The sequence below is a fragment of the Streptomyces sp. NPDC088747 genome (assembly GCF_044751025.1).
In the GTDB taxonomy this organism is placed as follows: domain Bacteria; phylum Actinomycetota; class Actinomycetes; order Streptomycetales; family Streptomycetaceae; genus Streptomyces.
This window is the reverse complement of sequence record NZ_JBIVKZ010000008.1, coordinates 267,633-285,235: the sequence shown is the minus strand read 5'-3', so window position 1 is coordinate 285,235 and position 17,603 is coordinate 267,633. Positions and strand designations below refer to the sequence as shown.

15 protein-coding genes are annotated in these 17,603 nt (G+C 72.3%); 9 read left to right on the top strand and 6 right to left on the bottom strand.

Translation table 11 applies throughout. The annotated features are described in order from the left end of the window. The first annotated feature begins 196 nt into the window (after window positions 1–196). From ACIP79_RS21115 to ACIP79_RS21100, 4 genes are read left to right on the top strand one after another with little or no spacing between them, the layout of a single operon-like run. The gene (locus ACIP79_RS21115; RefSeq protein ID WP_401225425.1) at window positions 197–949 is read left to right on the top strand and encodes an SDR family oxidoreductase; all 753 of its coding nucleotides are present in this window, start codon (window positions 197–199) and stop codon (window positions 947–949) included. A gap of 48 nt (window positions 950–997) precedes the next feature. Beyond that, window positions 998–1,930: an SDR family NAD(P)-dependent oxidoreductase gene (locus tag ACIP79_RS21110; protein WP_401225423.1), complete on the top strand. Its 933-nt coding sequence runs from the start codon at window positions 998–1,000 to the stop codon at window positions 1,928–1,930. A 28-nt stretch (window positions 1,931–1,958) separates the two neighbouring features. Then, window positions 1,959–2,732 carry a TetR/AcrR family transcriptional regulator gene (locus tag ACIP79_RS21105; RefSeq protein WP_401225422.1) on the top strand — a complete coding sequence of 258 codons (774 nt, stop codon included), beginning with the start codon at window positions 1,959–1,961 and terminating at the stop codon, window positions 2,730–2,732. A gap of 22 nt (window positions 2,733–2,754) precedes the next feature. After that, the gene (locus ACIP79_RS21100) at window positions 2,755–3,627 is read left to right on the top strand and encodes an aldo/keto reductase (RefSeq protein WP_401225419.1); all 873 of its coding nucleotides are present in this window, start codon (window positions 2,755–2,757) and stop codon (window positions 3,625–3,627) included. Between the two features lie 177 nt (window positions 3,628–3,804). On the opposite strand, the gene ACIP79_RS21095 is transcribed toward ACIP79_RS21100, so the two are convergent. The 3 genes from ACIP79_RS21095 to ACIP79_RS21085 are packed head-to-tail and all read right to left on the bottom strand — an operon-like array spanning window position 3,805 to window position 5,303. Next, window positions 3,805–4,221 carry a nitroreductase/quinone reductase family protein gene (locus tag ACIP79_RS21095; RefSeq protein ID WP_401225417.1) on the bottom strand — a complete coding sequence of 139 codons (417 nt, stop codon included), beginning with the start codon at window positions 4,219–4,221 and terminating at the stop codon, window positions 3,805–3,807. A 36-nt stretch (window positions 4,222–4,257) separates the two neighbouring features. Then, a complete protein-coding gene (locus ACIP79_RS21090; RefSeq protein WP_401225415.1) occupies window positions 4,258–4,440 on the bottom strand; it encodes a DUF397 domain-containing protein in 183 nt (60 codons plus the stop codon). Window positions 4,441–4,451: 11 nt separating this feature from the next. Next, on the bottom strand, window positions 4,452–5,303 hold the full coding sequence (locus ACIP79_RS21085) for a helix-turn-helix domain-containing protein (protein ID WP_401225412.1): 852 nt from the start codon (window positions 5,301–5,303) through the stop codon (window positions 4,452–4,454). 212 nt (window positions 5,304–5,515) lie between these two features. Here ACIP79_RS21085 and ACIP79_RS21080 point away from each other — a divergent pair, with 212 nt between their 5' ends. Continuing rightward, the gene (locus ACIP79_RS21080) at window positions 5,516–5,953 is read left to right on the top strand and encodes an ATP-binding protein (protein ID WP_401225410.1); all 438 of its coding nucleotides are present in this window, start codon (window positions 5,516–5,518) and stop codon (window positions 5,951–5,953) included. A gap of 176 nt (window positions 5,954–6,129) precedes the next feature. On the opposite strand, the gene ACIP79_RS21075 is transcribed toward ACIP79_RS21080, so the two are convergent. Continuing rightward, a complete protein-coding gene (locus tag ACIP79_RS21075; RefSeq protein ID WP_401225409.1) occupies window positions 6,130–7,662 on the bottom strand; it encodes a CehA/McbA family metallohydrolase in 1,533 nt (510 codons plus the stop codon). Between the two features lie 588 nt (window positions 7,663–8,250). Here ACIP79_RS21075 and ACIP79_RS21070 point away from each other — a divergent pair. Then, window positions 8,251–10,836, top strand: a complete 2,586-nt coding sequence (locus ACIP79_RS21070) for a bifunctional FO biosynthesis protein CofGH (protein ID WP_401225407.1) — start codon at window positions 8,251–8,253, stop codon at window positions 10,834–10,836. A gap of 22 nt (window positions 10,837–10,858) precedes the next feature. On the opposite strand, the gene ACIP79_RS21065 is transcribed toward ACIP79_RS21070, so the two are convergent. Continuing rightward, on the bottom strand, window positions 10,859–11,884 hold the full coding sequence (locus ACIP79_RS21065; RefSeq protein WP_401225405.1) for a saccharopine dehydrogenase family protein: 1,026 nt from the start codon (window positions 11,882–11,884) through the stop codon (window positions 10,859–10,861). A 52-nt stretch (window positions 11,885–11,936) separates the two neighbouring features. Here ACIP79_RS21065 and ACIP79_RS21060 point away from each other — a divergent pair, with 52 nt between their 5' ends. Next, window positions 11,937–12,911: a helix-turn-helix domain-containing protein gene (locus tag ACIP79_RS21060; RefSeq protein WP_401225404.1), complete on the top strand. Its 975-nt coding sequence runs from the start codon at window positions 11,937–11,939 to the stop codon at window positions 12,909–12,911. 34 nt (window positions 12,912–12,945) lie between these two features. Here ACIP79_RS21060 and ACIP79_RS21055 read toward each other — a convergent pair whose 3' ends face one another. Beyond that, window positions 12,946–13,470: a DUF2165 domain-containing protein gene (locus ACIP79_RS21055; RefSeq protein WP_401225401.1), complete on the bottom strand. Its 525-nt coding sequence runs from the start codon at window positions 13,468–13,470 to the stop codon at window positions 12,946–12,948. A gap of 106 nt (window positions 13,471–13,576) precedes the next feature. On the opposite strand from ACIP79_RS21055, the gene ACIP79_RS21050 reads away from it, so the two are divergent. Together ACIP79_RS21050 and ACIP79_RS21045 are read left to right on the top strand one after the other, a co-directional pair. Then, window positions 13,577–16,207: a tetratricopeptide repeat protein gene (locus tag ACIP79_RS21050; RefSeq protein ID WP_401225399.1), complete on the top strand. Its 2,631-nt coding sequence runs from the start codon at window positions 13,577–13,579 to the stop codon at window positions 16,205–16,207. A 206-nt stretch (window positions 16,208–16,413) separates the two neighbouring features. Beyond that, on the top strand, window positions 16,414–17,529 hold the full coding sequence (locus tag ACIP79_RS21045; RefSeq protein ID WP_401225397.1) for an ADP-ribosylglycohydrolase family protein: 1,116 nt from the start codon (window positions 16,414–16,416) through the stop codon (window positions 17,527–17,529). Window positions 17,530–17,603 lie beyond the last annotated feature (74 nt).

The following is a 17,603-nucleotide window of genomic DNA, read 5'->3' as shown; positions in this document are numbered from 1 at the left end:
GGGGTGAGGGCTCCGGATACGGGGTTTCTGCTCGGCTCCGGTGGCCTTTTCCGCAGGTCGGGGTGGTGTGAGCCAGCCGTTACGCCTGTGAGCGTAGCAACGCTACGTTCTGGGGTAGCGTCGATACGGTTCCGGTGGTAGCGTTGCTTCTGTCGGGGAGCGGAAGTCGCTACCCCACCAGGACAAGGAGCACCCCATGAGTGAGCAGCCCAGCACCTCCGCCCGTCGCGTCGCGATCGTCACCGGAGGGTCCCGCGGGATCGGCCGGGAGACCGCCGAGCGGCTGGCCTCCGACGGATTCGCGGTCGTCGTCAACTACGCGGGCAACGAGGCCGAGGCAGACAAGGCCGTCGCCGCGATCACCGGGGCGGGCGGAGAGGCGATCGCCGTCCGCGCCGACGTCGCCGACGAGACCCAGGTCGCCGCCCTCTTCGACACCGCGGAGAGCACGTACGGCGGGGTCGATGTCGTCGTCCACGCGGCCGGTGTCATGGCACTGGCCCCGCTCGTGGACCTCGACCTCGACTCCCTCGACCGGATGCACCGCACCAACATCCGCGGCACGTTCGTCGTCGACCAGCAGGCCGCGCGCCGGCTCCGCGAGGGCGGCGCGATCATCAACTTCTCCAGCTCCGTACTGGCGCTGGCGATCCCCGGCTACACCGCGTACGCCGCCACCAAGGGCGCCGTCGAGGCCGTCACCCTGATCCTCGCCCGCGAGATGCGCGGCCGGGACATCACCGTGAACGCCGTCGCCCCCGGCCCCACCGCCACCGCCCTGTTCCTGGACGGCAAGGACGAGGAGACCATCGCGCGGATGGCAGCCCAGCCGCCGCTGGAGCGCCTCGGCACCCCGCGGGACATCGCCGGGGTCGTCTCCTTCCTCGCCGGTCCCGCGGGCCGCTGGGTCAACGGCCAGGTGCTCCGCGCCAACGGCGGCATCGCGTAAGCGCAACCCCCCGCGATCAACCCCCCTCGATCTACCAGGAGTTCAGCCATGCCCACCGCCACAGGCAGCACCACAGGCAGGACCATCGTCATCACCGGGGCCGGTTCCGGCTTCGGCGCCATATCCGCCCGAGCGCTCGCCCGCGCCGGGCACACCGTCTACGCCGCGATGCGTGACGTCACCGGCCGCAACGCCGACCGGGTCGCCGAGGCCGCCGCCTACGCAGCCGAACACCAGGTGGACCTGCGTACGGTCGAACTGGACGTCCTCTCCCAGGAGTCGGCGGACGCCGCGGTCGCCACGATCCTGGCCGAGGCCGGCGCGCTCGACGTGGTCGTGCACAACGCGGGCCACATGGTGACCGGCCCGGCGGAGGCCTTCACCCCGGAGGAACTGGCCGCGGTGTACGACACGAACGTGCTGGGCACCCAGCGGGTCAACCGGGCCGCGCTGCCGCACCTTCGCGCCCGGGGCCACGGCCTGGTGCTGTGGGTCGGCTCCACCTCGACACGCGGCGGCACCCCGCCGTATCTGGCGCCGTACTTCGCCGCGAAGGCCGCGATGGACGCCCTCGCGGTGTCGTACGCCGCCGAACTGGCCCGCTTCGACATCGAGACGACCATCGTCGTGCCGGGCTCCTTCACCTCCGGCACCAACCACTTCGCCACCGGCGGCCACCCCGCCGAGCAGACCGTGATCCCGGCGTACGAGGAGCGCTACGCGGGCCTGATGGACCAGGTCTCGCAGCGCCTCGCCGCCCTCGCGCCCGCCGACGCCGACGTGTCCCAGGTGGCCGACGCGATCGTCGAGGTCGTCGGCGCCCCGCACGGCACGCGTCCGTTCCGGGTGCACGTCGACCCGGCGAACGACGGCTCGGAGGAGGTCAGCCTCGTCGCGGACCGGATCCGCACCGAGTTCCTGGAGCGCATCGGCCTGGCGGACCTGCTGGTCCCGCACCTCGCCGACCGGCGGGAGAGCTGACGCCGTGACGTCCGTTAACGTCGCTGTCGTGAGTACGAAAGCGCGCATACTCGAAGTGGCGGCCAGGCTGGTCGCGGAGTCCCCGGACGGTGATGTCTCGACCCGGGCGGTCTGTGAGGCCGCCGGGGTCGGTGCCCCCGCGCTCTACCGTCACTTCGGGGACAAGGAAGGCCTGTTGTCGGCGGTCGTCGACCACGGCTGGGACAAGTACCTGGCCACCAAACGCGACCGCGCCCCCGGCACGGACCCCGTCCAGGACCTGCGCGAAGGCTGGGACAGCCACACCGAGTTCGCCCTCCAGAACCCGAACCTCTACCGCCTGATGAACTCCCCGGCGATGCGCACACCCCCGGCGGCGGCCCTGGAGTCCCACCAGATCCTCACCTCCGACCTCCGACGGGCCGCCGAACAGGGCAAGTTGCGCCTCGCCCCGGAACTCGCCGCGCAGATGATCATGTCCGCGAACGTCGGCGTCGCCCTGATGCTGGTCTCGCGCCCGGCGACCTTCACGGACGCGACGGTGGCACGGCGGGTACGGGACGCGGTGCACGCGGTGGTCTTCACACCGGACGCGTTGGACTCCCGTACGGCAGCGGCGCAGGCACCATCGGCCCCGGCCCCGGCGGCAGGGGCACTTGCTCCGGTTCCGGTTCCGGCACCGGCTCCCGACGCTGAGAGGACGCACGTCCCCGTCACGGCCGCCCGTCTCAACGCCCTCCTGCACCAGTCCACGCCTGCGACTCTCACCCCTGCCGAGACGACGCTCCTGACAGAGTGGCTGAACCGCCTCTCGAACGAGTGACGGTGAGGGGGAGGGGAAGCGGATGACACAGCCCACGTTCCGTATCGGCGGTGACCTGGCCGTGGGGCGGCTCGGGTTCGGAGCCATGCGGCTGCCGACCGAACCGGGACCGGACCGCGAGGCCGCCATCGGGGTGGCCCGGCGCGCCGTCGAACTGGGCGTCACGCTGATCGACACCGCCCACATGTACGGCTGGGGAGCCAACGAGGAACTCCTCGCCGAGGCCCTCCACCCCTACCCGGACGGGCTGTTGATCACCACCAAGGTCGGTGTCGCGCGCTCGGACTCGACGGGGGAGTGGGGGCTCGACGCCCGCCCCGCCGTACTGCGCGCCCAGGTCGACCTGGCCCTTCGCCGGTTACGCGTCGACCGGATCGAACTGCTCCAGCTCCACCGCATCGATCCGGAGACCCCGCTCGCCGACCAGCTCGGCACGCTGCGGGAGCTCCGGGACGAGGGCAAGGTGGGCCGGATCGGCCTCTCCGAGGTGACCGTCTCCGAACTCGGCCGGTCACGGGAGATCGTCGACATCGCCAGCGTCCAGAACCGCTACAACCTGCTCGACCGCGAGTACGAGCCGGTTCTCGCGGCCTGCGAGGCGGCGGGCATCGCGTTCCTGCCGTGGCGGCCGGTCGCGGCGGGTGACTTCGGCGCGAGGGCCGAGGTCGCCGCCGTCGCCGCCGAACTCGACGCCACCCCCACCCAGGTCTCCCTGGCCTGGCTCCTGGCCCACTCGCCGGTCATCCTCCCGATCCCGGGCACGGCGAGCACGGACCACCTGGAGGAGAACCTCGCGGCCGTCCACCTCGAACCGTCGCCCGCGCAACTGGCCCGCCTGGACGGGCTGTCCGGACCGTCCGGCCTGGTCGAGCGGGGAGAACGACGAGAGGGCTGACGGCACCGCCCGCCGTCCGGGTGCCGGGAGGCGTGGCCCAGCCGTGCCCGGCCTTTGAGCCAGTTCACCAGCTCCGTGTGCTTGGTCAGCGGCGGACCGGTGGGCGCGGCCGGGATCATCGGCCGGTGGGAGTGTGCCGCGTCACACCTCGACTCCGATACTCCGACCGGCGGGTGCTCAAGCGGGGCGATCGGGTGCGCCGTCCGTCAGATCCACCCGCACCGTCAGCAGGTTGGTGCCGACCGCGCGTACCGCCGTGCTGTTCAGCCGGGGCAGGGACCTGAGCCGGGCGCGGGCGTCGTCCTGGGGCAGCAGGTGGGCCGTCCCCTCGTGCCAGTGTCCCTTGACGCGGACCCGGACGCGCGGGTCCGCCTTGATGTTCCGCACGTACTGCGACTTCTCCCCGTACTCCGACACGATCCAGAACTCCCGCCCGATCCGCCGCCCACCGACCGGAGTACGGCGCGCCAGCCCCGACTTCCGCCCCGTGGTCTCCAACAGCGTCTGGAACGGCAGCAGTTTCATGACCGGATTGCCGACCCACCGCTGAAGCGACGTGACGACCCGGAACTTGAGCTCGTGGTGGCGGGGCATGGGGGGCTCTTTCGTCGGTGACGGCTACGGGTCGGTTCAGTCGTGGTTCTCCCGGAGCGCTCTGAGAAGAGCGCCGAAGGTGTCTCGGTCGGTCGAAAGTATGGACTGGGCCGGGTCGCCGCTTTCGGTGAGATGGACCGTTTCAGCGGTGGCGGCGACGTGGACGCAGGACTCGCCCTGGGCGCAGTAGGACGACTTCTGCCAGGTGTAGGCGGGCATGGGGATCCCCTTCACAGTTCGGTGGAAAGGCTGTGGATGAAGTCCCTGGATCTTTCCGGCGGGAGCGCGACCGACTCCATGCGGTTGAGCAGGTTCCGGTAGGTGTCCAGTTCGGCTTCGGCGTCGACCTGGGCGGGCCCGTGCGACTGATCCAGTGAAACCGTGTCGAGCCGGGGGACCGTTCCGTGGATGTACAGGAACGTCTGTCCGGAGCCTGGGTGGGCGCCGATGGCGAACGGGATGACCTGGATGGTGATGTGCGCGCGTTCGCTCTGTGTCAGCAGGTGGTTCAACTGCCGCTTCACGACGGGCGGGCCGCCGACGGGAACGCGCAGGGCGGCCTCGTGGATCAACGCCTGGTACGGCACGGGGGTGCCCTCTTCCAGGAGCGCTTGGCGTTGGAGCCGGTGGCTCACCCGGTGCTCGATCTCCCTGCGGCTGAACTCGGGAACAGCCTGCTCGTAAATGGCGCGGGCGTGGTCGGCGATCTGCAACAGGCCGGGGATGTGCGCCGTGTTGGCGGCTCGCAGCCTGACCGCGTGGTGCTCGACCTCGGCCAGGTCGAGCAGGCCGGCGGGCAGTACTTCCCGGAACGTCTCCCACCAGTTCCCCTTCCGCTCCGTGGCCAACTCGATCAGCGCCTCGACGTACGACGTGTCGGAGCAGCGGTAGATGCGGGCCAGCGCGCGCAGCCGGTCAGGGCTCACGCCGAACCGGCTGGCCTCGATGTTGCTGAGCTGAGCCTGACTGACCCCTAGTTGGCGTGCGCCCTCGGTGACGGTCAGCCCCGCTCGCTCGCGCAGTCGCCGCAACTCCGTGCCGAGACGCAGCCGACGGGCGGTGGTGGCGGTCCTGGGCGCCATGACTCAACTCTCCTAGCTCAGACGAACGTTGGAGTCACCCACACGAGAGAAATACTAATGCGATTGCCAAAATGGGAAATGTATTAGGTGTCAAGCCGCTAGCTTACTGACTCGGGCGCCTCGCCCAGAAGCACCCCGCTCGACGGAGCGACCGCGGTCACTGGGCACCCGGAAACGAAGATCCCAACTCCCTCTCGTGATCGGAAACTTCCATGGCAACCGTATCGCCGCCCTGGTCCTACACCCTGCAACTTCCGCACGATCCCCGGGCTCCGGGCATCGCCCGGTCCACCCTCCGGACCGTCCTCGCCGCCCACGACCTCACCGAATTCGTCCCCACCGCCGAACTCCTGGCCTCCGAGCTGCTCACCAACGCCCACCTGCACACCCTGGGCCCCTACGCGCTCCGCGTTCTCTCGGAGAACCCGGACCGACTCAGGGTCGCCGTCTGGGACACGGACCCAAGAGTTCCCCCCGGCTTCCGCGAAGCCGCCCCCGTATCCCCGGAAACCGCCGAACACGGCCGCGGCCTGTACCTCGTACGGGCCTGCGCCGCCGCGTGGGGCGTGTCCGTGCTGAGGGAGCTGGGCGCGTCCAGGGGCGGCAAGGTGCTGTGGGCGGAGTGCGGCAGGGAGAGGGCGGGAGGGTGACCCCGCGGGCGTGGCCGTGGTCGTAAGGCATACCGGCATCGGCCGGAATCCGGCGGTCGGTCGCGAGATCCCCGGTCGGCGCCGTCCCTCAGTGGAGTACACGTACACCCGGTCCGGGCGTGACTGTCGTGTACTAATTTCGCGACCCGCAGGTCGTGGGTCGGGGCTGAGGCTGATCAGCGGCCCAGGAAGATCGGGTTCGTGAACGCCGCCAGTGCCCCCGGCAGCGGGGGGAGCAGGACCGCGTGGCGGACCTCGGCCCGTGCGTACGCCGCGTACGAAGCCGTCGTGGGCCACTCGACCGTGCCGGAGCCGTCCGACGGTAGCGGGGCGCTGGTGAACAGTACGCCCTGGTCGGTGATGAAGCGGACCGTGCAGCCCGGTGCGCCGGTGACTTCCAGGCGGACCGTGACCGGGGTGTCCCGGCCGACCCTCAGCCGCTCCCCGATACCCGCGTGCTCGCCCTTGGACCCGGACGCCGTGAAGGCGAGCGACACCGACTTCGACTCCGCCACGTACGAGCGGCCCGCCCGGATGCCCGCCTGGATGTCCTGGCGGGTCAGGTCGTCGGCGAGGACGACCGTCTGCGGGGTGCCGACCGGGTCGGGGTCACGGTGGGCGTCGCTGTTGCCCATCGCCGGGATCCAGCCACGGCCCTCCCGCACCGACGCCACCAGCATGCCGTCCCAGTCCGCGAGGGCGATCTCGTCGTCGGCGGTGTACGCGCCGTTCCACACCTCGACCGCGTCCGCCTCCCCGAAGCCGAACTTCCAGTTGCAGCCGATGCAGGTGGCGTGCGGGTGGGCGGGGACGACCAGGCCGCCGGAGCGGCGGATCTCCCGGGCGTACCTGCCGAACCGGTTGTCGCGGGCGCGGTAGCGCCAGTCGATGAGGGTGCCGGGGTCGGTGCCGAGGGCCAGGACGTGTCCGTTGCGCGTCGTGACCTCCTCGCCGACCATGACCAGCAGGTCGTCACCCGCCTCCTCGGCCCAGTGGGCGTGCCCGGAGTGGGTGTTGTGCTCGGAGGTGTTGATGAAGTCCAGGCCGGCGGCGCGGGCGAGGTCCGCGATCTCGGCGGGGGTGCGGCGGCCGTCCGAGTACCAGGAGTGCAGGTGGCAGTCCCCGCGGTACCAGGCGCGGCCCCTGCCCCTGGCACGCGAGGGCGGATACACCGGCCTCACGACGGCGCCGGGCTCCCCGTACGTCAGCGTGATCGTGATCACGTACGGCAGCCCCTGCGGCGACACCGTGTACGGGCCGAGGGCGATGTACCAGGTGCCCGGCCGGACCGGTCCTGGGATGTAGCCCGGCGTCGCCTCGTCCGCGCGGATGAAGAACTCCGAGCGGGCGCCGCCCGACCAGCCGCGGAAGCCCCTGCCGCCGAGCTCGGTGCCGCGCTCGTCGAAGACGCCGATGTCGAGGGCGTTGCCCTGGGTGCCGGCCGGGACCGACGGCCTCTCGTAGCTGTACGCGACCTTGAACTCCCGCACACCGGCCGGGATTTCGACCGGCAGATACACGAAGTCCGGCGAGCCGGTGGGCAGCGTGCCGCGCACCGTCCTCGTCTCCTGGTCGCTCGCCGCCTCCGCGTCGTATCCCGGTGAGAAGGTCACGCTCCCCAACGTAAGCGCGGCGGCCGTTCCCGTCACGATCAGGGCGCGTCTGCCCATGCCGTCGTTTCCGTCCGTGCCGTGGTCGTCCTCACACATGCTGCTGCTCCCAAGACGTCGTGAATGACATGCGAGGTGGGGGGTGGGGCGGTGGTGCCGTACGGGTGGCACGTACAAGGGTCGGGTCCGGCTGTGAACTGCGGTGCACGGGAAAGGGATCCACACCTTTCGCCCAGACGCAGAGGACGTGCCCGGTGCGGGGCTTTGTGCGGGGGGTGTGACTGGTGTGGCAGCTGGTGTGCCTGGGGTGGGGCGGGTGGCGCGCAGCGCGTGGGGGTGGGGCGGGCCGCGGCGGAAGCCGTCGGCGATCGCCCGCGCGGACAGCGGCCTACGGTTAGCCATGCCCGTACCGAGGGGCGGCTATCCCCGCCCCTCGGGGGCCGGCGACAAGCGACGGCCGCCCGGCCCGTAGTCGTACCGGGGAGCCTCCGCCGGGCCCGGCGGGCGGCGGCCGGGGCGGGTCGGTGCCGTCAGCGGTCGGCGACGGCCCGGCGCACCGGAAAGCCCACGGCACCCCGCCGGACGCCATTCCCCGCCGGACGCCATTCCCCGCCGGACGCCATTCCGCGCCGGAGGAATACCCCCGCACACGGCAGCCCCTGATCACCGCGATCGTATGCTCGAAGGATGACGACTTCCGCGACCTCTGGAACCGGCCCGACCGAGAACTCCATGCGTCGCGCCCTCAAACGTGCCCGTGACGGCGTCGCCCTCGACGTCACCGAGGCCGCGGTGCTGCTCCAGGCCCGCGGCGCCGACCTCGACGACCTCACCGCGTCCGCCGCCCGGGTGCGGGACGCGGGCCTGGCGGCGGCGGGCCGCCCCGGCGTCATCACGTACTCCAAGAGCGTCTTCATCCCGCTCACCCGCCTGTGCCGGGACAAATGCCACTACTGCACCTTCGTCACCGTCCCCGGCAAGCTGCGCCGGGCCGGCCACGGGATGTTCATGTCCCCGGACGAGGTCCTCGACATCGCCCGGCGCGGCGCCGCCCTCGGCTGCAAGGAAGCGCTGATCACCCTCGGCGACAAGCCGGAGGACCGCTGGCCCGAGGCGCGCGAGTGGCTGGACGCGCACGGGTACGACGACACGATCGCGTACGTACGGGCCATCTCGATCCGCATCCTGGAGGAGACGGGCCTGCTGCCCCACCTCAACCCGGGGGTCATGTCCTGGACCGACTTCCAGCGCCTCAAGCCGGTCGCGCCGTCGATGGGCATGATGCTGGAGACGACGGCCACCCGCCTGTGGTCCGAGCCGGGCGGCCCGCACCACGGCTCGCCGGACAAGGAGCCCGCCGTACGGCTGCGGGTGCTGGAGGACGCCGGCCGCTCCTCCGTCCCCTTCACCAGCGGGATCCTGATCGGGATCGGCGAGTCGTACGAGGAGCGCGCCGACTCCCTCTTCGCGCTCAGGCGGGTGTCGAGGGCGTATCACGGCATCCAGGAACTGATCATCCAGAACTTCCGCGCCAAGCCGGACACGGCGATGCGCGGCATGCCGGACGCGGAGCTGGACGAACTGGTCGCCACGGTCGCCGTGGCCCGGCACATCATGGGCCCCGCCGCCTGCCTCCAGGCGCCGCCGAACCTGGTGGACTCGGAGTACACGCGGCTGATCGGCGCGGGGATCGACGACTGGGGCGGGGTCTCGCCGCTGACGATCGACCACGTGAATCCGGAGCGCCCGTGGCCGAAGATCGACCTGCTGCGCGAGCAGTCCGCACAGGCGGGCTTCGAACTCCGCGAACGCCTCTGCGTGTACCCGGAGTTCGTGCAGCGCGGCGAGCCGTGGCTGGACCCGCGGCTGCTGCCGCACGTACGGGCGCTGGCCGACCCGGAGACGGGGCTGGCGCGGGCGGACGCCGTCGTCGAGGGGCACCCGTGGCAGGAGCCCGAGGAGGCGTTCACCTCGTCGGGGCGTACGGACCTGCACGTGTCGATCGACACCGAGGGCCGCACCGGGGACCGCCGCGAGGACTACGACCACGTCTACGGCGACTGGGAGGCGCTGCGGGAGGCGGCGGCGCCCGGAATGGTGCCGTCCCGCATCGACACGGACGTACGGGCCGCGCTTGCCACGGCCGCCGACGACCCGACCCGGCTGAGCGACGACGAGGCGCTGGCGCTGCTGCACGCGGACGGGCCCGCCCTCGACGCCCTCTGCCGCATCGCGGACGACGTCCGCAAATCGGCGGTCGGCGACGACGTCACCTACATCGTCACCCGCAACATCAACTTCACCAACGTCTGCTACACCGGCTGCCGCTTCTGCGCCTTCGCCCAGCGCCGCACGGACGCCGACGCCTACACCCTCTCCCTGGACCAGGTCGCCGACCGCGCCCAACAGGCCTGGGACGTCGGGGCCGTAGAGGTCTGCATGCAGGGCGGGATCCACCCCGACCTCCCCGGCACCGCCTACTTCGACATCGCCCGCGCGGTGAAGGAACGCGTACCCGGCATGCACGTGCACGCCTTCTCCCCGATGGAGGTGGTGAACGGCGCGACCCGCACCGGCATGTCCATCCGCGAGTGGCTGTCGGCGGCGAAGGAGGCCGGCCTCGACTCCATCCCCGGCACCGCCGCCGAGATCCTCGACGACGAGGTCCGCTGGGTTCTGACGAAGGGCAAGCTCCCCACGGCGACGTGGATCGAGGTCGTCACGACGGCCCACGAACTGGGCATCCGCTCCTCCTCCACGATGATGTACGGCCATGTGGACCAGCCTCGGCACTGGCTCGGCCACTTCCGCACGCTCTCCCGCATCCAGCAACGGACCGGCGGCTTCACCGAGTTCGTCACCCTCCCCTTCATCCACACCAACGCGCCCGTCTACCTCGCCGGAATCGCCCGCCCCGGCCCCACCATGAGGGACAACCGCGCGGTCATCGCCATGGCCCGCCTGCTCCTGCACCCCCACATCCCCAACATCCAGACCAGTTGGGTCAAGCTCGGCACCGAGGGCGCCGCCGAGATGCTCCGCTCCGGCGCCAACGACCTCGGCGGCACCCTGATGGAAGAGACCATCTCCCGCATGGCGGGCTCCAGTTACGGCTCCTACAAATCCGTCAAGGAGCTCCAGGCGGTAGCCGAAGCAGCAGGCCGCCCGTCCCGCCCCCGCACCACCTTCTACGGCGAGGTCCCCGAGGAACGCCGCACGACAGCCACCGCCTCCGACGGCCATCTCCCGGAACTGCTACCGGTGTTGGACTGAGAGTGGGAGGGCCGTTCCGGAACTAAGGCGTGGCGAACGTCAGGTGCACCGGATCCAGGGACCGTAGGAAGTCCCGGGAGTCGAAGAGTTCGGCTGCGGTGGCCACGCCGGTTCTTCGGGTGTGGCCGTCGAGGATTCGTTCGGTGGCCTCGATGACGATGGGGGCGGTGACGGCGTAGATGTCGTGGCCGGAGGCGGTGGCGCGGCGGCGGGTGCCGCCCCGGTGGGCGACCGCCTCGACGAGGAAGGTCTGGGACGAGCGGCCGTCGGCGTCCACCGGGGTGGGCGGGGGAGTCGCGGGGTCGCTCAGGTCGCGCAGCGGGGCCAGGGTCATGCAGACCCGGATCTCCGGTACCCGCAGATGGCGGGAGACGGTGACCTGGTCCGCGGTGGACAGCTCGGTGACCTGCTGGTCGCCCAGCGGGCCGGGGAACCGCCAGGTGTACGTCCGCGCCGGCCCCGTCGGCGGGGTGAGGCGGTTGCCGGTGAAGACCAGGTGGCGGCCGGCGTTGCGCCGCACGGTCCTGCGGGTGCCCTCGGTCGGCCGCCAGCTGTCGAGGGCGATCGCGATCGTGAGGTCGTCGGCGTCCGGCCAGTCGCCCATCGCCGCGTCGGCCAGCAGGTCGCCGAGACCGCCGTAGAACGCCATGGCCGGGGCGACCACCACCCCCGCGTCCCGGGCCCGGCCGGCACGCCGCTCGAAGGTCTCCAGGACCGTCGCCTGTTCCGCGGCCACGTCCAGATAGGGGATGCGGGCGCGCAGCGCCGCGTCGAGGACGGGGAGCGCGGTGTCGGCGAACGGGCCGGCGCAGTTGACCACCGCCTCCGCGCCCGCCAGCGCGCGGTCCAGGACGGACGGGTCCGGATCGGTGAGGGAGACGACCCGGGTCTCCGCCCCGTCGTGGGTCCGTGCGGCGGAGCGGAGCCTTTCGGCGTCCCGGCCGACGAGGAGAGGGGTGTGGCCGCGTCGGCGCAGCTCCCCGACGACGAAGGCGGCCGTGTGCCCGTACGCGCCGACGACCGCGACCGTCCGCTGGTGTGTGTGCATACCGCCAGCATCACGGCCGTGCATCCCACGGACGAGTGGCCGAAACGACGAGATGCGTACACTTTCGGACGTGAGGTCTGTGTCTGTGATGCTCGCGGTCTACGACGGGGCCATGCTGTTCGAGGCCGCCGCGGCCTGCGAGGTGTTCGGCGTCGACCGCGAACTGACCGACGGCTGGTACGACTTCAGGGTCTGCGCGCCGCCCCGGGCCCGGCTGACCGGCGGCTGGCTGCGGGTCGACACCCCGTACGGGTTCGAGGCGCTCGCCGACGCGGACACCGTCATCGTCCCGGCCTGCGGCGACGTCGAGGCCGAGCCGCCCGCAGACCTGGTGGACGCGGTGCGCGCGGCCCATGACCGAGGGGCCCGGCTCGTTTCCCTGTGCACCGGGGCGTTCGTGCTGGCCGCCGCGGGTGTGCTGGACGGCCGCCGCGCCACCACGCACTGGGAGCACACCGCCGCGCTCGCTGCCCGCCATCCCCGCGTCCGGGTCGATCCGGACGTCCTCTACATCGACGAGGGGACCGTGCTGACCTCGGCGGGAAAGGCCGCCGGAATGGATCTGTGCCTGCACATCGTCACCGCCGACCACGGCGCCGCGGTGGCCAACGAGCTGGCCCGCCGGCTGGTGGTCCCGGCCCGGCGCGCGGGCGGCCAGGCCCAGTTCATCGCCGTACCCGCGGTCGACGACACCGGCCACGCGTTCGCGGAGCTGCTGCACTGGGTGAGCGGGCGCCTGCACGAGCCGCTGACCGTGCCCGACCTGGCCCGCGAGGTGAACATGAGCACCCGGAACCTGACCCGTCGCTTCGCCGCGGTCACCGGCACCACTCCGCTGCGCTGGCTGCACACCCAGCGCGTCCACCGGGCCCAGGAACTCCTCGAAACCACCGACGACAGCGTCGAACTCATCGCCGCCCGCACCGGCATGGGCACTGCGGCCACCCTGCGCCGGCATTTCAACCGGGCCCTCGGCGTGCCCCCGGACGTCTACCGGCGTACCTTCCGCAGCCACCCGGCGGGCTGACACCCGCGGGGCGGCCACGGCCAGGGGGCGTACGTCACCCGGCGGCGGCCGAATCGGTCGCGCGCCGCCCCGCCGGCAGATGGATGACCAGCAGCACGATCCCGCTCAGCACGAACACCCGCATCGCGGCGTCCAGACCGTTCCAGTCGCCCGACTGCCACATGGCGAACCACTCCCCGCCGACGCCCACGAAACCGGCGCCGAACAGCAGCATCAGCATGAGCAGCCCGACGGTGGACAGGGAGCGGGCCCGGGTGTCGTCGCGCCGGGCCCACAGATAGGTCCCGGCGATGAGCACGAACGCGGCGAGCGTCTCCCAGACGATGATCGCGACGTACACCACGTCCTGCCACGCGTGCGAGGTGATCGACCGCCACATCAGGTCGTCGTCCTTGAACGTCGTGTCCATCGCGAGCACATGGCGGACGAACTGCTGGTTGGTGCCGAAGTCCGTGATGTTCCCGAAGGCGACAAGGGTGATGTAGAGGGCGACCGTGGCCGTCAGGAGGGTGGAGGTGAGGTGGAGGACGGTGGAGTGAGAGGTTCTGGAGAGCGGCATGTGCCCACTATGGCCGACACCCCGCACACCCAACACCCGGCCGTTTTCCGGTGTTTGGGACAGACTGGAGCCCGGTCCAGGCAGGCGAGGCGGAGGAGTCGGGCGGATGGTGCGGGCACGGCCGTCGATGCGGGAACTGATCAGGGACCGCGGCCGACGCGGTTTCGTCGGCCGGGGAGCGGAACGCGCCGCCTTCCGCGAGAACCTCGACCTTCCCCCGGAGGACGAACGCCACCGTTTCCTGTTCCACGTGCACGGCAACGCGGGGGTCGGGAAGACCTTTCTCGTACGGGAGTTGGAGCAGGTCGCGCGGGAGCGCGGCGCGCTGACCGCGTACGTCGACGAGAGCGTGGGCAGCGTGCCCGAGGCGATGGCGGCCGTCAGCGACCGCTTCGCCCGGCAGGGACACCGCTTCAAGGAACTGGACCGGCTGCTGGCCACCCATCGCGAGCGCCGGCACGAGGCCGAGTCCACCGTCGTGGAGACCCTCGGGCCCGAGCCGTCCGCCGCGAGCATGACCGCCGCCCGCGCGGGCCTCGCCGGGCTGGGACTCGTGCCCGGCGTCGGCGCGCTCGCCGGCGCCATCGATCCGGCTCAACTCGTGCAGGGCGCCGACCGCCTGCGCGCGGGGCTGAGCGCACGCTTCCGCAACCAGGAGGACGTGCAGCTGGTGCTGGCGCCCGAGCGTGTCCTCACCCCCGTCCTGCTCACCGAACTCGCCGACGCCGCCGAGCAAGTGCCCTGGCTCGTCCTGTTCCTGGACACCTACGAGCGCACCGGCTCCTTTCTGGACGGCTGGCTGTACGACGTGATGACCACGGACCGGCACGGCGGCTCAATGCCGGCCAACACCGTGGTCGTGACGGCGGGCCGGCGGCCCTTCGACACCGCCCGCTGGGGCGGCTTCGCCGACTTCGTCACGGACCTGCCGCTGGGGCCGTTCACGGAGGCGGAGGCGCGGGGACTGCTGGCCGGCAAGGGCGTGGTCGCCGAGTCGGTCGTCGCGGAGGTGCTGAGGCTCACCGGCGGGCTGCCGGTGCTGGTGTCCACGCTGGCCGAGGCGCGGCCGGCCGGCCCGGACGACGTGGGCGACCCCAGCGCCGACGCGGTGGAACACTTCCTCAAGTGGGAGCAGGACCCGGTGCACCGCGCCGCCGCACTCGCCTGCGCGCTGCCCCGGCGGTTGGACGCGGACGTCTTCCGGGCCGCCGTGGACTGCCCGGCGGAGGAGGCGGACGCGCTGTTCGGCTGGCTGCGGGAGCTGCCCTTCGTCAGCGACCGCGGGGACCGGCTTCAGTACCACGACGTCGTACGCGCCCCGATGCTCCGGCTCCAGCGGCGCAACTCCCCACGCGGGTGGGCCGAGCGGCACACCCGGCTCGCGGAGACGTTCGGGCGCTGGCGGGCGGAGACCGAAGCGCAGGTGGACAGCGGGGAGTTGTGGGCGGACGACGGCTGGCGGGAGCTGCGGCTCGCGGAGTCCTACCACCTGCTGTGCGCGGGGGCGCGGACCGCGCTGCCGGTCGTGCTGCGCGAGGTCGTCGACGCCTGCAACAGAGGGGACGCGCCCGCCCGGCGCTGGGCACGGGCCCTGCTGGACGCGGGGCAGGACTCGGACGCGGAGACGGTGACACGGTGGGGGCGTGACCTGACGGCGGCGTTCGAGGACGGGGGCCTGGCCGCCGGGCTCGAACTGCTCCTGAACCGGGCGGGGTTCGACGATGCCGCCCAGGCGTTCGCCCGGACCGTGCGGGGCAGCGTCCTGAGCCACGGCGGGGCACACCGGCAGGCGGTGGCCGAGTTCGACCGGGCCATCGCACTCGATCCGGGCCTGGCACGGGCCTACCGGAGCAGAGCCATGAGCCGCGCCGAACTGGGCGACTACCCGGCCGGGATCGGCGACCTGGACCGCGCCATCGACCTGACACCGGACGACGCCCGGTCGTTCTCGCTCCGGGGCGAGTACCACCGCATCCTCGGGGACCACGACGCGGCCATCCGGGACCTGGACAAGGGCATCCGGCTGGATTCGACACGTGACTTCGCCTGGGCGTCCCGGGGAGCGAGCCGGCTGAGCCGCGGAGAGCTCGACGAGGCGCTGGTGGACCTGGGCCGGGCGCTGGAACTCGAACCGGGCTATGCCTGGGCGCTGGCCCGCCGGGCCCGGGTCTGGCGAGCCCGCGGGGAGTACGAGCGCCAACTGGCGGACCTGGAGCGGGCGGCCGCCCTGCAACCCGGCTGGGCCTGGCCCGTCTGTGAGCGAGGAGACGCCTTCCGTGCCGCGGGCCGCCACGAGGAGGCGCTGGCCGACTACGACCGTGCCATCGAACTCGACGACGAGTACGCGTCGGCGTACGCGAGCCGGGGTGTCTGCCGCGGCGAACTGGGCCGGCTCGACGAAGGGCTCGCGGACCTCGACCGGGCCGTCGCGCTCCGGCCCGGGTACGCCTGGGCCCTGCGCAAGAGGGCGGAGATCCACCTCCAACGGCATGACTACGAGCGGGCGTTGGCCGACACCGACCGGGCGGAAACCCTCCGCGGCGACGACGCGGAGATATTCGTATGCCGTGCTCGCGCGCTGATCGGTCTGGGGCGGACCGCCGAGGCCCTCGCCGACCTGGACCGCGCCGCCGGGCTCGTGCGGTCCGCGCCGGCGGTGGACGGAGCCGGTCCCGCTCCGCTGCTGGACCGGATCGACGCGGTGCGCGTGACCGCCCGCGAGCGGGATGCGCGGTAGCCCGGGAGCGGGACGCGCGACAGGCCGGGAGCGGGACGCGCGACAGCCCCGGCGGACGGACGAACCCCACCGAACGCCTGTCAAAAGCTCGCCAATAGTGACCAGAGGGGCGACATTTCGCATACCGTTCCGGCCCTCAACCGACCGTTCCCGTTCGATTACAGTGCTGAGCAGTCGGACGTACGGACGGTGGCTGGGAGGTCTCGGTGGGTGCGACAGCCGGTGCCGTCTGGGGCCGTGCGGAACAGCAGGACTTCCGTAGCCGGGTGCGGGGAACGCTGCTGGGTACGGCCGTCGGCGACGCGCTGGGTGCGCCCCTCGACGTGCTCACGCTGGAGGAGATCCGGGAGGCCTACGGCGCCGGGGGTCTCACCGACCTGGCGTTCGGGCACGGCAGGCGGGGATCGGTCACCCACCTCACCCAGCTCACGCTGTTCACCCTCGACGGACTGATCCGCGCCCAGGTACGCCGGGACACCGGCGCCTGGCACCCGCCCACCGACCTGCACCGGGCCTACCGCCGCTGGGCCGCGACCCAGAGCGACTGGGGCCCCGACGAGCGCCGCAAGGACGACGGCTGGCTGGCCCGCGAGGAGTGGCTGTACGCCCGCCGCGACCCCGCCCGCTCCTGCCTGCTCGGTCTCGGCGACGACACGATGGGCACGCTGGAGGCCCCCAAGAACCCGGCCGAGCCCGGCCCCGAGGCCGCCGCCCGCTCCGCGCCCTTCGGGCTGCTCGTCGGCTGGGAGCCGCAGCTCGTGATGCAGCTCGCCGTCGAGTGCGCCGCGCAGACCCACGGGCACGTCACGGCGTACCTCTCGGCGGGCGCGTACGCCGTCATCGTGCACGGACTGGCCCGCGGCGAGAACCTCGACGGCGCCGTGCAGCGCGCCCTGGGGATGCTCGCGGCACGCCCGGGGCACCAGCCCGTCACGGAGGCCCTCCAGCACGCGCTGGGCGCCGTACGGCAGGGCATGCCCACGCCGTCGCGGGTCGAGGAACTCGCGGGGGACGGGGCGGGCGAGGGGCTGCTCGCCGTCGCCGTCTACTGCGCCCTGGTCGGCGAGGACATCCGGCACGGACTGTGCCTCGCGGTGAACCACGGTGGGCCCTCGGGGGCGGCGGGCGCGCTCACCGGGGGGCTGCTCGGCGCCCTGCACGGCGAGACGGCCCTCCCGCCGGCCTGGCTGGCCGAGTTGGAGGGCCGTCCCACGATGCTCGTCCTGGCGGACGACTTCGCGATGGAGATGACGCAGGGGCCCGCCCTGCACGGGCCCGGCGGGTCCTCTCCCGGGTGGCTCGCCCGGTATCCGCGGGCGTGAGGGTTCCCGCGGGCTGGGGGCGGAGGTTTTTCGCCCCCTCCGCCCCTTCCCGTCCCGTTCCTGGGGGCTGCGCC